Genomic DNA, 22,274 nt, shown 5'->3' with positions numbered 1-22,274 from the left:
GGAGATGCCTGTCTATGACTGAGAAAAAATTGAAGGTTCTCGCTGCCTCGTCAGGAGGCGGCCACTGGGAACAGCTGATGGCCATGCGCGGCGCATTCGAGGGCTGCGATATCGTCTTTGCAACGACCATCCCGGGACTGCTTGCAAAATACGACATTCGGGGCGGACTAGTCCTTCCCGATTGCAGCCGCGACTCGATTACCATGTCGATCCGGTGCTTTTTCACCGCCTTCTCCATCGTCATCAAGCACAGGCCCGACGTCATCATCTCGACCGGTGCCGCACCAGGGCTTTTTTGCCTGCTGGCCGGCAAATTGACGGGCAAGCGGACGATCTGGATCGATAGCGTCGCCAATGTCGAGAAGCTGTCTCTATCGGGTAAACTGGCCGGCCATATTGCGACGCTCTGGCTCACGCAATGGCAACATCTGTCGAGGCCGGATGGCCCCCATTACGCAGGAGCTGTCCTTTGATCCTTGTCACCGTTGGAACGCAGCTGCCGTTTGATCGCCTCGTCAAGGCTGTCGACACCTTCGCAAACGAACTGTCGAAACCGGTTCTGGCGCAGATCGGCAAGGGCACCTACACGCCACAGAATATGAAATGGATCAAGAATATCGAGCCCAAGGACTTTGACAAAGTCTTTCGCGATGCAAGTGTCATCGTCTCTCATGCGGGAATTGGCACCGTGCTTACGGCCAAGCGTTTTGGGAAGCCGATCATTCTCGTTCCCCGACAGGCGGCTCTCGGCGAGCACCGAAACGACCATCAGCTCGCCACGGTGAGCCAGCTCGTGGGCCGGCCGGGCATCTATGTCGCACACACCGATGACGATCTCCGGAACTATCTGCTTGAAGAGCTGGATAGCCCATCTCACGAAGATTCGTCGGAAGCCGGTCGGGCTTCACTGGTCACCTACCTGAAAAACTATATTACGGCAGTCTGACCCCGAGAGCCGTCATAGCCTCTGACGCTTACGAGCGAATTTTCATTCTCCGCAATTGTTGCCGGCGATACGTTTGACGAGTTCAGGCGCAATGATTTTGGAGGCTGTGTCGGGCAGAGGATGCACGCCATCAGGAATTGCCGTGGCCAGGTCATCCGGCGTCAGACGCTCCCAGTTGGGCCGGTGGTCGACAAACTCCAGACCACGTTTTTGCGCCTCCGCCTGATGTGCGGAGACATAACTGTCGACAAAGGGACGGATCAGCCCACGCAATCCTGAAAACGGATTCATGGCCATGACGATGATCCGCGCTTGCGGCAGGCGCTTCTGAAGCTGGTCGAGGATGTCGCCGATATTCTTTCGGCTTTGCGCAAGCGACACGAACCGATGCAATGTCGCATCATTGGCGTAGAGCTCAATCAGGATGATATCCGGCTGCTCGGCAACGACGCGATCGATCTGGGTCAGAGCCCACAGTGACGTTTCCCCGCTTTTTGCAACGCTCTCGACCTTCACCGGCTTCTGCAGGCAGGCTGCAAGCTCTGTCTCAAGGGCAGGCTGCCATCCCCCCCGCGCCGTCAAGGATGTGCCGAAGGCCACTATTTTCAGCGGCAGAGGACTATCGGCATAGCCGTTCCTGACCGCCGAAAGCATCAACAGACACGCCAGAAACACAACCAGTCCATAGGCCGGTCGCCTCTCAATCAGCACCGCTCGCCAAAACTGCAAACATATCATGAGGAGACCTTGCAGCAGGCTTGAGACAATTTCGTGAAATGGCCGCGCATGCCTGTTCGAGCAATGCGAAACCATCCAATCCCCATCCTGGTAGATGACAACGGCGGCTTTGAAACGTCGGAGCTCTTAACGGCGTGAAACAGCCGCCAATCACTCCTGGCGAAATACGTGCTGCATCTGATCGGTCAGCGGCTTCGTCAGATAGGATATCACGGTCCGGTCGCCGATCTTGATGAAGACCTCCGCCGGCATGCCGGGATAGAGCTTTATCGTCTTCAATTTGGCAATGCTTTCAGCTTTCGGCTTGACGCGCAGGGGATAGTAGCTGATGCCCGTGCGCTCATCCTTGACGATATCGGGCGCGATCGAGGTAATCTCACCGGCCACATCAGGCGTCGTGCGTTGATCGAAAGCGCTGAAACGCACATCGACCGACTGGCCGACGTGAACCTGATCAATATCGCGGGTGGCGACTTTCGCCTGGACCGTAAGCTCGTTATTTTCGGGAACGACGAGCATCAACGTCTGACCGGGATCGATAACACCATTGACGGTGTGAACCGAAAGTTCGTGAACTCGCCCGGTCAACGGTGCGGTAATGTCGAGACGGTGCAGCTGATCGACTGCGGTTCCGCGGCGTTCTTCATATTCGGCGATCTGCGCCTCGACGTCGGTCAGGTCTTTTGCAATCTCTGAACGACGATCCTCATCCAGCTGGATCGACTGGCGATCGATCTCGATTGCCTTACCTTCGGCCTCCGCCTTAGCTGCGATTTCCTGGCCGCTGTTGCCCTGGAGATCGGCGCGAGCGCGCTTGAGCGTATTCAGACGCTGAAGCGTGACGAGCCCCTTCTTGTAGAGCGTATCAATGCCCTCGAGCTCCTGTTCGATCAAAGCCAAGGCATCGTTGGTGGCATTGATCTGAACGACCAATCCCTTTACCTGCTCGCCCAGTTGGTCCTTGCGCGATGCCAACTGGCTCTTCATTCCGATAAGCGCCGTCCTGCGACTGTCGAACAACTTCTGCTCGCCATCGAGAAGCTTCTCTGCGGAGGTGCTGGATGTCAAATCCCTGATGTTTTCCTCGACCTCGAACGAATCTGCCCCGATTCGTTCCGCCTTCAGACGGGCGCGGCGCGCATAAAGCTGAGCGAGCGTGCTTTCGACAATCGAGAGATTCGCTCTCGTCGTCGTCCCATCGAGCCGTATCAGCACCTGCCCTGCCGTCACATGGTCGTTTTCGGAAACCAGCAATTCCGACACGATACCACCTGTCAGGTGCTGGACCTTCTTGACATCGCCGTCGACGACGATCACGCCCTCGCCGATGACTGCGCTCGAAAGCTCTGTCGTCGCCGCCCAACCGCCAATGCCGCAAACGAGGGCTATCGACAGCACACCGACAACGGCAACATGCCGATTGAGGGAGCGTTTCGATTCACTGATAACTTTGCTCACAATCTTCCCTCTGGCCTATTCGGCCGCATTCATGCCATCGACGACGACTTTAAGCTGAGCCACGCGCTCGGCAATCGGCGTGCGCGCCGCTTCCGGCCGGCTGACTCTCGCCAGAACTTCTTCTTTGGGACCGAACGCGATCATGCGGCCATCCTGCATCATCAGCACGAAGTCGCAGACCGCCAGAACGCCGGATCGATGTGCGATGACGACCACAATGCCGCCCCGCGCCCGCACGCTCATGATCGCGGCACTCAGCGCCCGCTCGCCTTCTTCATCGAGATTGGAGTTTGGTTCATCGAGCACGACGAGGAATGGGTCGCCGTAAAGCGCTCTTGCAAGCGCTATACGCTGTCTCTGGCCAGCCGAAAGCGCAGCACCGCCTTCGCCGATTTCGGTTTCGTAACCGTTCGGCAGACGAAGAATGAGATCGTGAACACGCGCCGCCCTCGCCGCAGCAACCACCGCCTCAGGCGACATCTCCTTCGCGAAACGGCAGATATTCTGGGCAACAGTCCCCGAGAAAAGCTCCACATCCTGTGGGAGATAACCGATATGCCGGCCAAGTGCGTCTCCGTCCCACTGGTCGAGTGCTGCGCCATCGAGGCGAATGGATCCTCTGACGGTCGGCCAGATACCCATCATCGCCCGCGCCAACGACGACTTACCCGAGGCGCTGTACCCAATGACCCCAAGCGCGCTCCCTGCCCGTAAGCCGAAGCTGACATCCGAAATGACCAGGCGCTGACCCGCCGGTGGCCCGCTCGCCAGTCCTTCGACAGTGACTTGCTTGGTAGGAGCCGCGAGTGCAAGGGGAGCCGGAATCTCGGGAATGGTTTTTAACAGGCTCGAAAGCCGCGCCCAGCTCTGCTGAGCAGAAACGAAACCACGCCAATTCCCGATCGCCGCTTCGACAGGCGCCAGGGCGCGAGAGGTCAATATCGAGCCGGCGATGATAATGCCCGAAGAGGCCTGCCCCTGAATGACCAGGATCGCGCCGGTCGCGAGCGTTCCCGATTGCAAAGCAATACGGAAAATCTTCGACAAGGTCGCATATCCATTGCCGATATCCGATGCCTGCCGGGTGATCGTCCGGTATTCACTGTTCTTGCGGTCCCAGATTTCGGCCATCGTGCCTGCCATGCCCATGGCGTGGATGACCTCGGAGTTGCGGATCGAGGTCTGCGCGAAGGCATTTCGCATATTGGCGGAGTCAGACTGCTTTTTTGAGAGCGTACGTGTTCCCTGATTGGTCATGAATGTCAGGATGGCAAGAACCAGCGATCCACCAATCGCGATATAGCCGATCGCCGGATGAAAGAGGAAGCAGATCACGATATAGAACGGCAACCATGGCAGATCGAACATCGCTGTCGGGCCCTGGCCGGACAGGAAGGTTCTGATCTGGTCGAAGTCGCGCAATGGCTGAAGCCCGTCGCCGCCGATTTTGACCTTCAACGGAGCCTTGATCAGCGCCCGGAACACGCGCCCGTTCACCATCTCGTCAAGCGCTCCGGCAACACGCACCAGCATCCTGCTTCGCAGAACCTCGAACGCTCCTTGAAACGTGTAAAGCATCAACGCAAGTATTGCCAGGACAACCAGCGAAGGTATGCTTTTGCTGGGAATGACCCGATCATACACCTCAAGCATAAAAAATGAACTTGTAAGGTATAGGATGTTGATAAGCGCGCTTGCTATTCCAATGAAAACAAGCCCGCCCTTGCATTTCTTTAATGCTTTGGATGGCTCGCTGACATCAGCTGCTGAACTCTGAAACACGAAGTAATCCCTCTCTTACCGCATCGCACGAAAGCAAATATGCTGGCGCACACTCCAGCTCCGGGTCCATCACGCCCGATCAATGACACGACTGCCTTGGACCCCCGACACCGGCCCAGGACCCGCTTGCAAGCCCACGACCTATTACATGAATCCAACCAAAAAGTGACCAAAAATTCCAATTTATAACGAGCGGCTTCAGGGATTCTAACTTAACGCTACGCTAAATATACCAACCTAAGCAAGTGAAAATCGAAAATTGGCCAACAACGGCGCAGAGGGATGAACGTATCGCGCGCATAATATCGACGTTTACTGGGGCGCTAACTATAAATTCAATCTATAGTTCATTTTTCCTATGAACGGCGGAACTATTTTTTATCCGCGCCTTCGACCGCCGCCGGCGCTCTCTAATTTGGCGTGACTCAAACCAGCAGGTGCGACGCTTGGCTGCTATGGAACGCGTCCACATTGATATACACGCCGAGCGAGTCGGTATCGATGTGAGAAGCGCCGTCAGAAATCTTGTATTGGAAGGTTTCACTGACCTTTCCGCTGAGACCGGCGATTTTCTCCGCATCGACCGTATAGGTGTAATCACCATCGCTCTCCACGTGGATGACGCCGTATTTCCCGGTCAGCGTCAGGCCATGCTTGTCCACGGCACTGTCACCGAAGCGACGAAGCAGCACGGTTCCATTGATTGCGCTATCGTTTTCGAGGAGGTTGCCATGATAGGTGCTGCCCGTATCCGTGGAGATTTTCAGGCTGTCATGGGCTGCGACAATCCTGGGAACGGCGACGGTGGGTGCGGTCGGAACCTGCACTTCGTCCGCGGGCGGAGGAGTGCTTGTCTGCGTCGGTGTTGACGGTTCGACAGGCGGCTCCACAACCGGCGTGGTAGGCGTCTCACTGTTGGACGGGGTGTTGCCACTCGTGGCGTCGAGTTCGGCCTGCGCTTGCTCCAAGGTCTTATTGTCGTTGATCAAGAAGGTGCTCTGGAGGGCAATTGCGACGGGCATCATCAACGTCGACACCGCGCTGTCGATGATATTTTCATGGAAAGAGCCTGATGCAGGCCTGTCGACCTTCAGCGCCGAGGACGACAGGTCGTCAAAGACATTGCCATAAATATCGATATCGGTGCGTGCATAACTTGGGTAGCCTGCGGCGCTGATCGACACGCCCCAGACGCCGTCATGAATATAGTTTCCACTGATATCATAATTTGTCGCATTGCCCTGATCGCCAAGGCCGATACCGTAGGACCAACTATAGCCGCCATATCCCGAGATGTCGTTGTCGTGGATGGCGATATTCGTGCCCGCGTTGGCACCTATCCCGAAACCGCCGCCGATCACAGTGTTGTCCTCGACTGCTGCATTTACAGCCCGAACAAGCACCAGGACGCCCTTCGCGCTATTGGTCTCTGTCTGCTCTAGGTGGTTACCCTTGATCAGGATATTGCTGCTGTCGTTCAACTGAACGGCGTCTGCCGCAGCGCCCTGGCTGTTGATGACCAGATTATTAACGATGGTAACGCCCATCACTTTATCCATCCAGATGCCGTCTCCATTTACCCCGGAAATCTTGCTGTTCTCGATGGTAATGTTCTGGCTGCTCTGGAAATTGACGGAACCGGGCTTGCCGGCAAGTCCGGTATTTTCGACCTCGACGTTGCGGACGGTCCAGTTGGAGACATTTCCCGCATATATCGCCGCACCGCCGGTATCAGCAATCTTGATGTTCTCCACGATGATGTTTGAAGCCTTCGAGCCGTGGATGCCGTCATTGCTACTGTGAATAACCGGCGCATCGCCAACGCCGTAACTGCCAATTGTAATCGGAGAGCTGACAGTGCCGGAGTATTTCAGGTCGAATTGCTCGTTAAACACGCTGCCAGCGGCAAGCAGCACGCTGTCTCCCGGCTTTAGCCTCAAGGATTCGACAGCGGAAAGCGTCGCGAAAGCCGACTGCTCGCTCACTCCACTGTTCTGATTGGATCCTGTCGCCGAATTTACATAGTAGACGGTCACGCCGTGATCTCCCAAAGATACTGGAAAATCTTTTACCCGCGGATCTCTCTCTGCCTGCTAAAATGGAACACTAAAATGCGTTCTATCTCGCGATAATTCTTACGCTCCCCACAAAACATCTTCGTTTCTCGAATATATTGCATTGCGACAAAAATTGCGTCGCACAGTTATGACGATGTTACACAATATCTCTAGTGTAAATAAGATTATTCTCAACGCATCGCATATAAGTTTACGCCAATTGCGTCTCGAGAGAAACATTACTTGATAAACAAATGTTACAAAATGATGACATCGGTTACTTCGTCAAAAAGCAGACGCCGGTGCGGGAACCGAAGCAAGACTGAGATTTCAGGCTGTAGCCCGTAGTGATTATATCAACATCTCATCTGCGCATAAGCACCTCCGCGTATTCTTATAAATTGCCCCTGAATAAACATTCTTCTACTCTGAAGAAACAGAGGTCAGAATCTACCATTTGGTATTTTCACTTATTATTAACGTAATAATTACCATGCGTTTCATTGCCTTATGCGTGTTACAGGTGTGTCATTATTGTATAATACCCCCGAAAATGTTCACTTGCTGTTAATTGCACCCTTGACTCTCTGTATTAAGATATCCTTAATCGCCCAGCTCGCTAAAGGTCAGAATTGGCCTAGCAAAGAAACAATTCGAGGAGAGACAGTAATGGCTATTCATGCTACAGATGATAGTGCAACATTCCTGGAAACCGACGCTATTTCCGGAAATCTGCTGGCGAACGATACATCCGATGGGAACTTGTTCCTTCGCTTCTTCGATCAGCAGGGCGTTGGCTCCAAGCAAGGCAACAGCCAGGTCACCGAGATCCAGGGCGATTACGGCACCTTCTTCGTCAAGCCGGACGGCAGCTATACCTATGTTCTGAGCGACGCTGCCAAGGTCGGCTTCACCAATGGTGAATTGCTCCAGGAGAAGGTCTCGTACAAGATCTCTGATGGTGCCGGTCACACCGATGTCGGCCTGTTCACCCTGAATATTCAGGGCGTAACCCAAGTCAAGCCGATCGCAGTCGACGACAACTACAGCTTCACCGAAGGCGACGCCATCAGCGGCAACGCCCTGGACAACGACATTGCCGGCGACAATGGTCATCTCTTCCTCCGCCTATTCGGCACCACGACCGTAAACGGCGACCCGAGCGCAACGACCGACGTCGCCGGCACCTATGGCACGTTCCATGTAAAAGCGGATGGATCATTCACCTATGATCTGACAGCAGATATCGCTCCGGGGGACCAGGTCACGGAGACCATCCAGTTCTACAAGATCTCCGACGGCGAAGGCCACACCGACGCCGGCGTTCTGACACTCAATATCACTGGCGCGGACGCAGAAGTCTGATCATCAATCGCCAACCAAAAAGCGACGCCCGCCGCGCAGGCTGCGGGCGTTGTTTTATGCAAGTTGAATTCGCCCAAGAGAAAGAGCCGTAGCTGCTCAGCCTGCCGGCCACGATCTCGGAACTGTCTTTAAGAACCAGCCTCGATGATTACTTGCTGCAGCGCTGTCGGAACCGCGCCGTCGCGGCCTCTCCGACGCTCGTCCAGCTTCGATCGAAGATCGGTCGGAGCTGTGGGCTGATCTCTCTTATCGTGGCATTGACCCTGCAGCGATCGCCCCGCTTCAGCATGGTCATGAGATCGCTGTCGAGCACGCTCTTTGCCGCGGCAAGTGTTGCATCAGTGAAACCGTTCCAGAAATAAAATCGCGCCAGGATCATCACCTGGTCGTTGGGCGCGAGCACAACCGAACGCTTCATCATTCCCGCGATCGAGACCGGCTCTTCCGCAATTGTCGACTGCACCGCCGCAAGACGAAGCCAAAAATTGCTGTTCGTCGGCATGCACGAAAGCGCATGCCGCAGATACTGGCGCGCACTCGAGGCCGCAGCGGCCCAGCCGTCGTAATTGACATTGACGTTCTGCCGATCGAGTTGCGCCAGAACGAGGGTCACGCCAGCAGCCACGATGTCGGATCGACAATAGTGTCCGCCAACGACGTCGACACTGCGCGACGCATATTTGGTCACGACATCATCCGCAACGGTCTCGCCACGCTCGATCCTTTCGGCGACGATCGAGATGCTGGCCGTTCTTATCGAAGCGTAGAGCTCTCGACCGGCCAGCACCGCCAAGACGACGGTGACGATAACGAAGGCGATCCTGGTAATCGAAACGGACTGACTGCGGATCATCAGCTTTCGGTATAGTATCGCGAATAACGCTTATAATAATATTCGCTCGAACCGAATGTCCGGTAGAGTTTCATCTGCGACGGGTCGACCTTGGTCAAGATAGTACCGACGCATTTCGCATAGAGTTCCGGCTCGGACAGCAGGGTCGACTGCACGACCTTGCGTGATGTTTTTCCCCACTCGATAACGAAAACCACCGCATCGAGCTTCGAATTGATAGCGCGCGCATCCACAACCGGCGCCAAGGGCGGCAGGTCGACGATAATATAGTCGAAGCTTTGACGCGCCGTTTCAAGAAGCTGATCCATGCCGCGTGACGCGAGTAGCTCCGACGAATGCGGAACACGATATCGTGCCACCGTCGGCAAAAATGCGAGCTTTGTTTTTGGATCCAGAAGGATCAGATCCTTGAGCGGACGGCTGTCGACGATCGCCTCGAGCAAGCCGGCCTCGGCATGGCGGCCGATCGCCCGGGTGGCACCGGGATTGCGCATATCGCCATCGATAAGCAGGCAACGCGCACCCTGCATTGCCAGGAGCTTGGCAAAATTGATGGATGTCGTCGATTTCCCCTCGCCGGGCAAGCTCGACACGACACCGATGACCTTACAGCGCTGATCGGCAGCACTGAGGTCGATGGCAATCTTGGCGCTTCGAAGCGTCTCGGCAAATGCCGAGAGCGGATGCTCCTCGACATAGGTCGTGGTCTTCCCGCCCCTGGCGATGCTTCGCGGATTGCTGGGATCAACAAGCGTCGGATCGTCGACGTTGTTTTCAATCAGCGGCATGACACCGAGAGACTCGACATCGAGCACGTCCCGGACATCATCGCCGGTGCGGAAGAACCGATCCCGGAATTCGCGGAATGCAGCTATACCACTTCCAAATGCACATCCCACGAACATCGCGAAAGCAACAACGAGAGCTCTCTTCGGAGCGCTCGGCTTCGTCGGCGTCTCCGCCGTCGTGATGATGCGCGCAGCGGTAATCGGAAAGCTCTGCTGCTGAATTGCTTCCTGGTAGCGCGTCAAGAAGCTCTGATAGAGATTCTTATAGGTATCGCGCGTACGCTCGAGTTCGCGAAGCTGCACCTGCGTTTCGCCAGCCGTTGCGGCAACGCCCGTCGCCTGCGTGACACTGTCGCGCAAAGAATTTTCCCGCGACTTTGCGACCTGCAGCTCGCTTTGGTAGCTCTCGGCGATGCGGTTCAACTCATCGAACATGAGCCTTTTATATTCTTCCATTTCCGCACGAAGCCGAACCGCCTGGACGTGGTCAGGGCCGAGCCGCGCCTCGATTTCGGTCTCGAGCTTCGAAGCCTCCAAATATTTCTTGCGCAGGTCGTTCGAAATGGAGCTGTCGAGCACATCCGTGACGATCGCATCGGTCTGCTTGGCGTCGATGATCGACTTGACGCGCGCATATCTTGCCTCGGCCTTCGCTGTCTCGGCCTGCGCATTGATCAATTGGGTATTGATCTCGGAAAGCTGCTGCTCGCTGATCAGCGTACCGGATCCGGCCTCGACAAGCCCATGCTCGCCGCGGAATTTCTGAACCGCAAGGTCCGTGTCCAGCGCCTGCTGCCGGAGCTCTTCGATACGCTCCTGCAGCCACTGGCCGGCCCGGCGTGTCGCCTCGTATTTCGAATTGAGCTTGTCGACGAGATAGACGTCGGCGATGGCAGCCGCGATATCACGCGCCAGATCGGGCGACTGCGCGGTATAGCTGACATCGAGGACATAGGAGCGACCGACGCGTTCGACGTCGATGTTGCCCGCGACGGTCTCCGCAGCGCTTCGCCGCTTCCTTTCCGGATCGGGTGCGACGGCTGCGTCATCGGCAAACCATGACCGAAAATTCACGAATGATTTCAACGTTGAAACAGAAAAAAGCGAGCTTTTCGGTGCCGTGAACACCGGATTGTCGACGAGTTTCAGTTTATCGACAACAGCATAGGCGATGGTGTCGGACTTCAAAAGCTCGACCTGACTGAGGACAGTACCTTCGTCGTCGTCCATCTGGCCGAAAGCCGCCAACTGGTTGATCACCTGACTATCGCTGCGGTCGATCAGCACGCTCGTGTCGGCGGTGTAGACAGGCACCGAAGTCAACACATACACAATGCCGAGAATGGCAAAGGCGAAACCGCACGCCGCAACCATCCGCCACTGTCGGCGGGCGATTGCGATGAGCTTGTCGAAATCGATGAAATCAGCATCATTCCCGGTATCGCGGGAGGGGTCGATACGCGGTGTAAGTTTATCTGGCGATAGCAATTTCGATCTCCAACAAAGGCGTCAAGCGCTAAGATCTAAGGGCAATTCCAGCTATTGTATGACCGGGACACTCTGACTCGTCGACTCCGTCGTATCGGTAGACGACTGCCCTCCCGCTCCGGTGCTGAGGATCGTCGTCGTTGAAGTTGACGATGAATCATCTGCGCCGGCATTCGAAACCTTCAGCGTACCCGCTGTTGTCGCAGCGCCGTCGAACGGCGTACCATCGTCCGCTCCAGGCCCGGTTTGTCCAACTTGCCCGTCATTGCCGATGCCGGATGCGGCGGCGGCAGCACTTGCACCCGGGCCGAGTGCCGCGGTCCCGCCTTCGGCAAGGACCTTTGCAAAGGCTGCAAGCAGCGGCGCCAGGTTCGGATCGGCGCTCGCCGCCTCGGCAACAGCCTTTTCGATCGCCAGCTTGAATTGCGGATCCGTCACCTGGCAGCTGTTTGCGGCCCGTCCGAGACCGGAGCCGATAGCCGCCATCTGTGCGGCACCGGCCTTCTTGGCCTGCTCGATCACTGGCGACAGCGCATCATTGCTGCTTCCAACCAACGCGCGAACAAGCGATGACAAAACCAACGGATCGGACATGTCGAGCAGAACGGCCGGGTTAGCCGTAAATCCGCTGACATCGACGGAAGTCAGATTTGCCGGACCCAAGCAAGCTGCCGCAAAAGCGCTTGAATTCATGCCGGCAAACATCGCGACGACAATTCCGCTATATGCAAGCTTACGATAAACACCTGACCCTGCCATAACCATAGTCCTTCACCAAATCCGCTATATAGGCCGCCGGCATTGATCATCCGCGATCGATGCCGGCCCGCCTATTGCAATCAATTTCCAAGATCCTGTACCGCGTTGCGGGTATCATTCGCATCGTCGGCCACTCCGGAAACAGTGGAAGATACCGAGTTCACGATGTCAAGGAACTTGACCAGTTCAACAGAGTCCGAATTGGAAATATAGATAATATCCTTGTCTTCCATCTTGAATTGCTGAACAGCAAACAGGGTTGCCGGGTCGCGCATATTCGCACGAATGATCACCGGAACCATTTCACCCGCAAATCTCGTCGTGTCCACATGCATCGCTTGAACCGTTTTCTTCGGGACAAGACGATAGAGCAGGACCTGAGCCGGGTCGGCGCGATCGTCGCGTAGGCCGCCCGCCTTGGCAATTGCCTCTCCAAGGGTCAGATCGGACTCTTCGAAATCGAAGCGACCGCTGGTGCCTGCGGCACCGAGCGCAAGATAGGTGCGGCGCTCATGATCGATCGAGATCGTATCATCCGGTGCAACATAGATATTTTCGGCCGGGTTCTTCAACAGCGTAGTGTAGGCGACGGTTGCCGTCTTGCCGCGGCGCTGCAGCGTCACATTCGTTTCGATATTGTTGGTCGTCAAACCGCCCGCGGCGGAAATGATATCGAGAACACGCTCACCGGCCGGGCTGATCTCGACGCGCTGGGGATTGTTGACATCACCGAGCACAGCCACCTGACTGGAGCGGCTTGTCGTTGTCGTAATAACCACCTGCGGTTCGATCGCGCGGCTCGCCAGGCGATCCTCGACGTCCTGCTCCACGGTCTCCTTCAGGCGACCGGCAGCCGGAACCCGGCCCGCATAAGGAATTGTGATCGTTCCGTTTCTATCGATGGTTTGCTCCGGCAGCGAGATGTAATTGCCGGGTCGGCTACCTGCATCAGACGGAATGAAGAGACCGCCCGACTGAGCTTCGAAAATGGCGACCTGGACGACGTCGCCGTAACCGAGCGGAATTTCAGGCGCCCCGCCTCGACCACCACCAAACCCTTTGAACGAGGTCGGCTGCGGAGCGGTAAAATATGACAGGACGTTCTTGCTGAGATCAACCAGGGCGTAGTCGATACCGACGCGACGTTCCTTCGTTGTCACTTTCACCGCCGCACCTCGATCAACGTCTTTGTGATCGGGACCGGATCTTGGCAACGAGGTGCAGCTTGCCAATATAGTCGTTAGCGCTACAACAATGGCGACGCGTGTACTACCGATACGAGAACAACCCATAGAATACCCTGCGTTTACGCCCCTGAAGCTACTGCCCCGCAATCTGACAAAATACAAGACAATCCCCGATCAATAACACTGAAAGCCGATTAACATTCCCCTAACTGTGGCAGGCTGGCAACGCCGAGCCTCTTAGGAAGCGAAAAACGACTTCGGTCCGACTTTTCTTGCGTCGCAACAATCCGAAGGCTGCACCCGCTATAAAATTTCTTGGGTTTCAGAGTCAACCGTTCGCACCTGCACAATCGATCTTTTCCGAAAATCTTATTAAAATCCATCCATTTAAGCTTTACGTGGTTAACGGCCGCTCATATGCCATGTCCGCCTCTCCGTTGCTGCGTCCCAGGCATATCGCGACAACCGCACTCAGGAAGGCGGAGTAAAACACCGCAAAACCCGGTATCTGCAGCGAAAAATCGACCGTCGCATGAAGGGCGACCAAAACGGTCGCCGCCAGGCCAAGAAGAACATAGGGCCTCAGGCGCCGTCTTTGGGCGAACCCGCGCCGGAACACTCTGGCAAGCACGGAGAAGGCAAGGACCGTCGCGATCGGGAACAATATTCCGAGGCCCAGAAATCCTTCGAGATAGAAATTATGCGCGCGGTCGAAGACCCCGAAAATTCCGCAAGCCGGATCGCGGTAGGCGGAAAACACGGTCCGGAAGGTTCCGAGCCCCGTTCCCGTCAACCAATGATCCGAAATGGCACGCCATATGCCCGGCAGAATGCAAAACCGATCATCATCCTCGAGTCGCCGCTCTTGCGCGCGCAAAATCGCCTGGCCCGCAAACACCGTCAGCAGCAGCACGACGAAACCAATCGCCGAGAGGAGTTTCAGCAACGAACGCCATCTTGGCGCCGGTCTCAGATGACGCCTCGAGCCGTTCCAATTGATGACAAGCCATGGAAAATAGATGAGAGCGGCAACAAAGGTGGCAAATATCCCCGCGCGCGAGCGGCTCAGCATCAGCGCGGTGAAGCATGCGCATAAGAGCAGGATATAGATCCACGATCTCAAGAGAAGCGCGTTTCGGCCCGGCTCGCCGGGCAGATAGTTCGAATAGGCTCGGGTAATGTCCCTGACCAGGGTCAGCATCAGCAGCGTTCCAAGCCCGAGGAAGGTCGCGGCGGTATTACGGTTGACAAAGACCGCAGTCAGGCTGTCGAGGTAGGCGCGTTTCTCCACGACGATCAGGATGTTGGGAAACAGCAAAAACTGCAGCAGGCCGAAAACAGCGACAATGCCCGCCGTAAGCCCGAGCCCTGTCAGCACTTTCCGCGCGCGCTGGTCAGTATCGCATAAGAGCAGCCCGGTCAGAAATGTGACGAAAGGCAGGGCAATCCAGAGAATCGACGCGAGCGTGTCGGCCGGCTCGACCGAGATCGCCGCGGATTGCGCACCAGCCAGGTCACGCGCGGCATTCCAGGCGGGATTCGCCAACCAATTGGAGGGCAGTTCGATGGTTTGGATGAACGTCCAGCCCGCCAGTACGACGAGTAGAAACAAAGCGATACTGAAAACCCATCTGCTTTGTCTCGGCTCTCCGAACAGCAGTCCCGAGATGATGGCGAGGGCAAACATCCCGATCGCGGAGAAGGCGAAGGCCAAGGGTGTAACGCTCCCGAACGGTATGAGAGTCAATATAACGAGGCCGATAAAGGCAAAAAGCAAAACCTCTCGCAAGACCCGCTTATTGATGAGGTTGGAGAACATGTGAATTCGTTTACCAGAGAAGGCGGCGACCAAAGTGATTGCAACCGAAGAGATTAATTTACTCGTACTAACATAAGTTGAACATCAAGCGCTTGCGTGCTAAAGTGTAACAGAATTCCACATCGTCTAAAATTGTCGCGAAAGGTTTAAGCCAATCGAGACAAGGCCTGGCTATGCTCCTTCCAAGCAGCAGAAACGGGACAGATATTCTGCGCCCAATACTTGGCAGATCATCAGATCGCCATGCCATTGACCGAGACAAAAGGCAAGCCTGATCTCAATCGGTTGCCCGTAACGGGGATTTAAGAGATGAAGAAAACAGTCGTTACACTTCTGGCACTGGCCTTTACAGCAGGTAATGCATGCTCGGCATTTGCCGCCGGCCCCGCTGGTTTTGCCCGCGGTCTGACCGGTAGTTCGGCGGTCAGTTATATCTCTGAAAAAGGCAAGATCATTCCGCCTTTCGCCCAGGTGCTGTTCTGCGCTCAGAACCCGACCGAATGCCGCGACAACAATGGTTTGGCGGTCGTTGCGATGACGGACAAGCAAATGCTGCAACTGAAGGACGTCAACACCGCCGTCAATCGTACGATGATCGGCCGGAACGACTCCCGCAACGAACTGAATGGCGACGTCTGGAAAGTGAATGTGCGCAGCGGCGACTGCGAAGATTTCGCACTGACCAAGCGCAGTCGGCTGATCGCGATGGGCTGGTCGTCGCGCGCTTTGCGCATCGCGACGGCATATACCCCCTCCGGTGAAGGACATGCGGTCCTCGTCGTCAGAACCGACAAGGGCGATCTCGTCCTCGACAACAGGAAAAGCAGCATCAAGAACTGGCGCGATACCGATCTGCGCTGGGACAAGATTCAATCGGGAACAGACCCCTATGTCTGGTACCGGCTATAACAGCCGAGGCAGCGACATAGACTGATTGATCCTGTTTCCGGATTGAAGTCGAGCCTGCTCTGACGAGCCGCTCGACTTGTCATATCGCCCACACAAACCTATGTTTTGGCTATCGACGGGGCAGCGTGCAGCAACTTGCTGTGCCCGGAGTTCGATTTTCGATGTGGGTTTCAGGCGATCTTCGGTATTGTCTTTTCGTCCAGATTAACTATGACGAACGTCATGCTGCGACGCAGCATGACGTTCTACTCTAATGATTTGAGGGAAATATGCGCATCACGATGATTGGATCAGGCTATGTCGGCCTCGTTTCAGGCGTTTGCTTTGCGGATTTCGGCCACGACGTCATCTGCGTCGATAAGGATCTGAGTAAGATCGAAGCCCTTCGCGAAGGCCGCATTCCGATCTACGAGCCGGGCCTGGAGCAATTGGTCGCCGAAAATACCAGCACCGGCCGGCTGTCGTTTTCGACGGATGTCGGCGAAAGCGTCCGCAGCGCCGATGTCGTGTTCATCGCAGTCGGCACGCCGTCCAGGCGCGGCGACGGCCACGCAGACCTTTCCTATGTCTACGCCGCTGCACGCGAGATTGCCACCTATGTGGAAGGCTTCACCGTTATCGTCACCAAGTCGACGGTGCCGGTCGGCACCGGAGACGAGGTCGAGCGCATCATGCGCGAAACCAATCCTGCGGCGGATGTCGCCGTCGTTTCCAATCCGGAATTCCTGCGTGAAGGTGCGGCGATCGAAGACTTCAAGCGCCCCGACCGTATCGTCGTCGGCCTGAACGACGACCGGGCGCGCGAAACCATGACCGAGGTCTACCGCCCGCTCTATCTCAACCAGGCCCCGTTGGTCTTCACCACCCGCCGGACCTCAGAACTGATCAAATATGCGGCCAATGCATTTCTCGCGATGAAGATCACCTTCATCAACGAGATCGCCGATCTCTGCGAACGGGTCGACGCTAACGTCCAGGACGTTTCGCGCGGAATCGGTCTCGACGGCCGTATCGGCTCCAAGTTCCTGCATGCCGGCCCGGGTTACGGCGGTTCGTGCTTCCCCAAGGATACGCTTGCCCTTGCCAAAACGGCGCAGGATTACGACGCGCCGATGCGTCTCATCGAGACGACGATCTCGATCAACGACAACCGCAAGCGGGCGATGGGACGCAAAGTCATTTCGGCCGTCGGCGGAGACATTCGCGGCAAAAAGATCGCGATCCTCGGCCTGACCTTCAAGCCGAACACGGACGATATGCGCGACAGCCCGGCGATCGCAGTCATCCAGACCCTCCAGGACAACGGCGCGCAAGTGGTCGGCTACGATCCCGAGGGAATGGAAAACGCCCGCAAGGTGATCGAGAACATCGAATATGCGAGCGGCCCCTACGAAGCGGCTGCTGGTGCGGATGCGCTTGTCATCGTCACCGAATGGAACCAGTTCCGCGCGCTCGATTTCAGTCGCCTCAAGCAGTCGATGCGCGCTCCGATCCTGATCGATCTGCGCAATATCTACCGCAGCGACGAAGTCCGCAAACACGGCTTTACCTATACCGGCATCGGCACCAACCTTTATCAGGAAACGACCGGCGCCTGAGATAGCCTCCTGAACATTTGATCGTCCTAACGCCGCGGAGCATAATCCGCGGCGTTTGGTTTTGAGCATGCCCCCGAGGTGTAAGCGTTTCGGACGACATCATACTCACCGATTAAAGAATTCCGACCCGTGTCCCCTTTATTGTCAGCACAGTCAGCCGGCCCGTCGCCGAAACCGCAGTGTCGATACCGATGCGTTGCGGACCGAATGTCGGGATTCGCGCCGGGGTGTGGCCGTGGATCACGAGGACAGGAAGCTGCGGCCCTTCATCCAGGAAGGGCTGACGGATCCACATAAGGTCGCTGTCTTTCTGCCTCTTGAGGTCGATGCCGGGCCTGATGCCCGCATGAACAAAGAGGATCCTTCCCATCTGCAGCATGACCGGCAGCGATTCCAGAAATTGGATATGCCGCTCGGGTATCATGTTGCGAATGACGCGGGCGATTGTTTCGCTTCCAGCCGCCGACTGCAGCAGATGCTCGATATCGATACCGTATGAGTGCAACGTCTCCGTTCCGGCAAAGCCAAGCCATTCAAGAATGCGCGCCGGTTTGCGATAGAGATTCACCAGCTCCGCGTCATGATTGCCGCACAGGACGAAACGTTGAAACCCCGGCGGCGGGGTCCTGCTCAGGAATTCCAGCACCGCGCTCGAATCCGGCCCGCGATCGACATAATCGCCGAGCATGACGATGAGCTTCGGCCCCGGAATGCGCGCGGCATCCTCCTCGATGCGGCGATGCGCCTCGACGAGTTCTTTATAACATCCGTGAACATCGCTCATCGCGTAGACCGCAGCGAATTCGCCTTCGGCAAACGTCAGGCGAGCGCGTCTTTTACGGTTGCCAGCCAGTATCGGTATCTGTTGTCGCCACGGCGCTAGATAGTTAAACATGGAACCCATTTATGAGACCCGACCGAATCGCGGGTTGTCGGAAACAATCCATCTCTTATCCATCGCTGAAACGGCATGAGGCTCAGTGTTCATAAGAATTTGGCCTGATCGCGGCCCCACCGAAGTTGTAACCCGAACCGATTGCCACATTCAGAGTGACATAGTCCTTCGCCATTTGATGCACCGCCTGCGCCAGCTTGGCCTGACTGGTCGCGGCCGAACGCTGCGCATCCGGCACATCAAGCAAGGATGATTGTCCATCCTTGTAGCTCCCGATTGAAAGCGCAAGAGTCTCCTGCGTGGTCTTCACCTGAGCGCGCAGCGCCCGCGACTCGGCAACGCCGATATTGGCCGTTGCAGCGGCGAGGTCACGCCCCGCCTTGCGGATGTAATCATTCATACTTGGGAGGGTGCCGCGGTTAATATTACGCTATAATTTGCTATATGATGGTTAATCTGGCGTTAAACCGGCGATTATTGCGTTTCTCGCGACGTTATCGGCTAATATTCCCCAAATGGAGGAGCCACAGGTATCGGATTTCCACAGGCCACACCTCCGAAAAAGCTGTAAAAATCAACCATAACGATAGCCATCAGGAAAAAATGAACGTTAAAGAAGATGATGCTTGACGCCCCTGCAGCGCAGCATAATGATGGTGCGTTGCGAGTGTGAATGACATTTCTTGATCAGGAATCTCAGATCCAAAATTGCGGGGTGCAAAGTGGAAACTGCGGTTGATTCGAAACTTATCGAGGCGATCACCTACGACGAAGACAGCCGGCATCTACGGGTCTATCTGACCAACGGTCAGAGGCGAGAATATGAAGGCGTTCCCAAGGGCGTCGTCGTCGGGTTGACGATGGCGGAATCACCGGGAAATTTCTACATGAAGGCAATCAGGGGCAAATATCCTCCTCGCCCCTAATGTCCTATCGATCACGACGATAGGATCCTTGTTTCAGCAAAGATGCGGGACCGGCATTCGCCGGTCCCGCAAACCAGTTTCCCGCCGACCGATGGTGCACGCCGTCAATAACCGCCGAGAAAATCGCGGACCGCATTGATCTCGAGCGGCGCAATCTCGTGACCGCCGGGATGCCAGACCACCCTGATCTCCGCCCCTCGGTTTTTCAGATGCTCGGACAGCGCCTCGGTCATGGAGATGGGCGCGATAGGATCCCGTTGCCCGGCCGTCATCAGCACCTTTCTTCCCGCCAGCGTCGACTGGGCTTCGGGTTGAAACGGAATGAGCGGGTGCATCAGAACCGCGGCATCGAAGATACCCTTCTCGATCAGGACATTGGCAAGAATATTTGCGCCGTTCGAAAAACCCAGGCCGAGAATATGGGAAGCCTGGTACTCGTCAGCGAATGCCTTGACGTAGGCGGCCATCTTCTCCGTCGCGCGTGAGAGATCGGGCATGTCGTAGACCCCCTCCCCGGTGCGGCGAAAGAACCGCGCCGCACCGTGTTCGGAAACATCGCCGCGCGGCGAGAGAATCGTTGCTTCAGGCAGCAGGCGCCGGCCGAAGTCGAAGAACTGGTTCTCGTCGCCGCCGGTGCCGTGCAGCACCAGCAGGATGGGTTTATCAGGTGCACCGGCATGCAGCCGGTGCACATATCCGGTTTCGGTCATATCGCCTCTCCTCACACTTCGAGCGGCTGCAGATGCTGCTCGAGCAGCGCGCGAAGATGGGCGTGCTGTTGCGGCAGTTTCAGGGCTTCGCCAAGATGGGCCGTATCCTCGTCGCGGTCGAAGCCGGGCTCATTGGTCGCGACCTCGAACAGCACGCCGCCCGGCGTGCGGAAATAGATCGCCCAGAAATAATCGCGGTCGATCACTGGCGTGACCTGATAGCCGGTGTCCATCAGCGCCTTGCGCACTTCGAGTTGCTTCTCGCGGTTTTCGACGGCGAAGGCGACATGGTGGACGGAGCCGGCACCCGGAAGGGCACGGGCAATGTTCGGCATGGTCTCGAGATCGATGAGATGCGCGCCATTGCCGGAGGGCTTGATCAGCCGCTTGACGCCGTCCCTTTCCTCGGCGACCTCGTAACCCATGAACTTCAAGAGTTCGGCCGTAGCGCCTTCGTCCCTCAGCCGCATGGCGACGGAGTGGAAGCCGTAAATGGCATGGTCTTCGCTGATGCCGCCATGTGTCCAGGCCTGGCGGGCGTCATCCTTGACCTCGACGAGCGCGAAGCCATCGCCATCCGGGCCGGAGAAATTCAGTCGTTTTTCGCCGAAACTTTCCTCGGCCTTCAGGCCGCCGACACCAAGCGCGGCAAAGCGATCGCTCCAGAAGCCGAGCGAGCCTTGCGGAACGGAAAACACCGTCGTGCCGACTTCGCCGGTACCGGGACGGCCCTGCGCCATCTTCGGGAACGGGAAATAGGTCATGACCGTGCCGGGCGCACCGGTCTCGTCACCATAATAGAGGTGATAGACATCGGGCGCGTCGAAATTCACCGTCTTCTTGACGCGTCGCAGGCCGAGCGCATTGGTGAAAAACTGGTTGTTGGTGCGGGCATCCTGCGCCATCGACGTGACGTGGTGCAGACCCTTGATCTGATCGAGCATGTCAAACCCCTTTCATGCCCGCCGTTGCGGGCTTTCGATGAGGCTAAGATGCGCGCTGAAACTCCCGTCGAACAGACCCGTAGACCAAAACGCATTGTCTTCTTTTAGTGAACGAACGACAAAGTCCGTTCACACCTACGCCCCATGGGGATCGGCCGGCAATTGCCAGTCGATCGGCGCACGTCCGCGCGACTGCAGGAAGGCATTCGCTTTCGAAAAATGCCCGCAGCCAAAAAAACCGTTATGGGCCGAAAGCGGCGAGGGATGCGGCGCCCGGAGCACGAGATGCCGCGTCGTATCGACAAAGGCGGCCTTGCGTTGAGCATAGGAACCCCACAGCATGAAGACCACGGATTCGCATTCATCGTTGACCTTGCGGATGACGGCGTCGGTGAAGCGTTCCCACCCCTTGCCCTGATGAGCAGCCGCCTGCCCTTCCTCGACGGTCAGCACGCTGTTTAGCAGGAGTACGCCCTGCTTTGCCCAATGTTCGAGAAAACCGTGACGTGCCGGCGCTATGCCAAGATCAGTCTCTATCTCCTTGTAGATATTGACCAGGGAGGGCGGTATGCGCACGCCCGGCCGGACACTGAAACACAGTCCATGGGCTTGCCCGACTCCATGATACGGGTCCTGGCCGAGGATGACGGCCTTGACGTTGGAGATCGGCGTCAGATCGAGGGCGCGGAAATATTCGCTGCCCTTGGGAAAAATCCGCTTGCCGACCTGCTTCTGCGCGACGAGGAAGGATTTGAGCTGTTGCATGTAGGGGCTTGAAAACTCCCCCTCCAGCGCGGCCTTCCAGCTCTCCTCGAGACTGACGGATGTATCGCTCATCTAGGAAAATCCTTCGCATATGACGAAACAACGGACACACGGTTCTAACAAAATCGATCTACGCTGCAATGCCTGCCGGCGCGGCAATGCGTCTGCACCTTCAGAATTCGGTGAGAGAAGATTGCGAGAGGCTGTCCGAGGCATCATCGTCCGTATTTAACTATATGATGGCTTCGGTATTTACGCCGGCAGGCGGCCTGAGTAGAACTCTGATG

Annotated in this window: 19 protein-coding genes and 1 pseudogene; 6 read left to right on the top strand and 14 right to left on the bottom strand. The window is 56.5% G+C overall.

Going from position 1 to position 22,274, the window contains the following annotated elements:
- The first annotated feature begins 14 nt into the window (after positions 1–14).
- Complete coding sequence (locus V8P77_RS01355; RefSeq protein ID WP_011653119.1) at positions 15–473, top strand: glycosyltransferase family protein; 459 nt, start codon at positions 15–17, stop codon at positions 471–473.
- Positions 470–946: a glycosyltransferase gene (locus V8P77_RS01350; protein ID WP_029872367.1), complete on the top strand. Its 477-nt coding sequence runs from the start codon at positions 470–472 to the stop codon at positions 944–946. The genes V8P77_RS01355 and V8P77_RS01350 overlap by 4 nt, the downstream gene beginning before the upstream one ends.
- A 42-nt stretch (positions 947–988) precedes the next feature.
- Here V8P77_RS01350 and V8P77_RS01345 read toward each other — a convergent pair whose 3' ends face one another.
- The 4 genes from V8P77_RS01345 to V8P77_RS01330 all read right to left on the bottom strand — a co-directional run bounded on the left by V8P77_RS01345 (position 989) and on the right by V8P77_RS01330 (position 6,960).
- Entirely contained in the window at positions 989–1,684 is a 696-nt protein-coding gene (locus V8P77_RS01345) for an SGNH/GDSL hydrolase family protein (RefSeq protein ID WP_335910706.1), read from the bottom strand.
- A 150-nt stretch (positions 1,685–1,834) separates the two neighbouring features.
- The gene (locus V8P77_RS01340; RefSeq protein ID WP_025395613.1) at positions 1,835–3,142 is read right to left on the bottom strand and encodes an HlyD family type I secretion periplasmic adaptor subunit; all 1,308 of its coding nucleotides are present in this window, start codon (positions 3,140–3,142) and stop codon (positions 1,835–1,837) included.
- A gap of 15 nt (positions 3,143–3,157) precedes the next feature.
- Entirely contained in the window at positions 3,158–4,924 is a 1,767-nt protein-coding gene (locus V8P77_RS01335; RefSeq protein ID WP_025395614.1) for a type I secretion system permease/ATPase, read from the bottom strand.
- Positions 4,925–5,349: 425 nt separating this feature from the next.
- Positions 5,350–6,960 (bottom strand): right-handed parallel beta-helix repeat-containing protein, encoded by a 1,611-nt coding sequence (locus tag V8P77_RS01330; RefSeq protein ID WP_335910308.1) that lies wholly within the window; start codon positions 6,958–6,960, stop codon positions 5,350–5,352.
- 690 nt (positions 6,961–7,650) lie between these two features.
- On the opposite strand from V8P77_RS01330, the gene rapA2 reads away from it, so the two are divergent.
- Positions 7,651–8,346 (top strand): calcium-binding lectin RapA2, encoded by a 696-nt coding sequence (gene rapA2, locus V8P77_RS01325; protein ID WP_335910306.1) that lies wholly within the window; start codon positions 7,651–7,653, stop codon positions 8,344–8,346.
- Positions 8,347–8,494: 148 nt separating this feature from the next.
- On the opposite strand, the gene V8P77_RS01320 is transcribed toward rapA2, so the two are convergent.
- The 5 genes from V8P77_RS01320 to V8P77_RS01300 form a co-directional block, all read right to left on the bottom strand.
- Positions 8,495–9,199 carry a hypothetical protein gene (locus V8P77_RS01320; protein ID WP_335910305.1) on the bottom strand — a complete coding sequence of 235 codons (705 nt, stop codon included), beginning with the start codon at positions 9,197–9,199 and terminating at the stop codon, positions 8,495–8,497.
- Positions 9,199–11,475 carry a polysaccharide biosynthesis tyrosine autokinase gene (locus tag V8P77_RS01315; protein ID WP_025395618.1) on the bottom strand — a complete coding sequence of 759 codons (2,277 nt, stop codon included), beginning with the start codon at positions 11,473–11,475 and terminating at the stop codon, positions 9,199–9,201. The genes V8P77_RS01320 and V8P77_RS01315 overlap by 1 nt, the downstream gene beginning before the upstream one ends.
- 51 nt (positions 11,476–11,526) lie before the next feature.
- Positions 11,527–12,240, bottom strand: a complete 714-nt coding sequence (locus tag V8P77_RS01310) for a sugar transporter (RefSeq protein ID WP_335910304.1) — start codon at positions 12,238–12,240, stop codon at positions 11,527–11,529.
- A 74-nt stretch (positions 12,241–12,314) separates the two neighbouring features.
- A complete protein-coding gene (locus V8P77_RS01305; protein WP_335910303.1) occupies positions 12,315–13,526 on the bottom strand; it encodes a polysaccharide biosynthesis/export family protein in 1,212 nt (403 codons plus the stop codon).
- A gap of 289 nt (positions 13,527–13,815) precedes the next feature.
- Entirely contained in the window at positions 13,816–15,240 is a 1,425-nt protein-coding gene (locus V8P77_RS01300; RefSeq protein WP_335910302.1) for an O-antigen ligase family protein, read from the bottom strand.
- Positions 15,241–15,549: 309 nt separating this feature from the next.
- On the opposite strand from V8P77_RS01300, the gene V8P77_RS01295 reads away from it, so the two are divergent.
- Both V8P77_RS01295 and V8P77_RS01290 read left to right on the top strand, forming a co-directional pair.
- The gene (locus tag V8P77_RS01295; protein WP_025395622.1) at positions 15,550–16,149 is read left to right on the top strand and encodes a transglutaminase-like cysteine peptidase; all 600 of its coding nucleotides are present in this window, start codon (positions 15,550–15,552) and stop codon (positions 16,147–16,149) included.
- Positions 16,150–16,418: 269 nt separating this feature from the next.
- Positions 16,419–17,747: a UDP-glucose dehydrogenase family protein gene (locus tag V8P77_RS01290; protein ID WP_335910301.1), complete on the top strand. Its 1,329-nt coding sequence runs from the start codon at positions 16,419–16,421 to the stop codon at positions 17,745–17,747.
- A gap of 112 nt (positions 17,748–17,859) precedes the next feature.
- Here V8P77_RS01290 and V8P77_RS01285 read toward each other — a convergent pair whose 3' ends face one another.
- Complete coding sequence (locus tag V8P77_RS01285) at positions 17,860–18,651, bottom strand: metallophosphoesterase (RefSeq protein ID WP_335910300.1); 792 nt, start codon at positions 18,649–18,651, stop codon at positions 17,860–17,862.
- Positions 18,652–18,724: 73 nt separating this feature from the next.
- Positions 18,725–18,967 (bottom strand): annotated as a pseudogene (locus V8P77_RS01280) (TolC family protein); the annotation flags it as partial.
- Positions 18,968–19,325: 358 nt separating this feature from the next.
- On the opposite strand from V8P77_RS01280, the gene V8P77_RS01275 reads away from it, so the two are divergent.
- Complete coding sequence (locus V8P77_RS01275) at positions 19,326–19,568, top strand: KTSC domain-containing protein (RefSeq protein WP_003542164.1); 243 nt, start codon at positions 19,326–19,328, stop codon at positions 19,566–19,568.
- A 104-nt stretch (positions 19,569–19,672) separates the two neighbouring features.
- On the opposite strand, the gene V8P77_RS01270 is transcribed toward V8P77_RS01275, so the two are convergent.
- The 3 genes from V8P77_RS01270 to ung form a co-directional block, all read right to left on the bottom strand.
- Positions 19,673–20,278 carry an alpha/beta hydrolase gene (locus tag V8P77_RS01270; protein ID WP_168305470.1) on the bottom strand — a complete coding sequence of 202 codons (606 nt, stop codon included), beginning with the start codon at positions 20,276–20,278 and terminating at the stop codon, positions 19,673–19,675.
- An 11-nt stretch (positions 20,279–20,289) separates the two neighbouring features.
- On the bottom strand, positions 20,290–21,222 hold the full coding sequence (locus V8P77_RS01265) for a VOC family protein (RefSeq protein ID WP_003542166.1): 933 nt from the start codon (positions 21,220–21,222) through the stop codon (positions 20,290–20,292).
- 135 nt (positions 21,223–21,357) lie between these two features.
- A complete protein-coding gene (gene ung, locus V8P77_RS01260; protein WP_335910299.1) occupies positions 21,358–22,059 on the bottom strand; it encodes a uracil-DNA glycosylase in 702 nt (233 codons plus the stop codon).
- Positions 22,060–22,274: the final 215 nt, after the last annotated feature.

This window comes from Rhizobium aouanii (assembly GCF_037002925.1).
In the GTDB taxonomy this organism is placed as follows: Bacteria; Pseudomonadota; Alphaproteobacteria; order Rhizobiales; family Rhizobiaceae; genus Rhizobium; species Rhizobium aouanii.
Note: the sequence above shows the minus strand (reverse complement) of the source record. Positions and strands in the feature narration are given on the sequence as shown.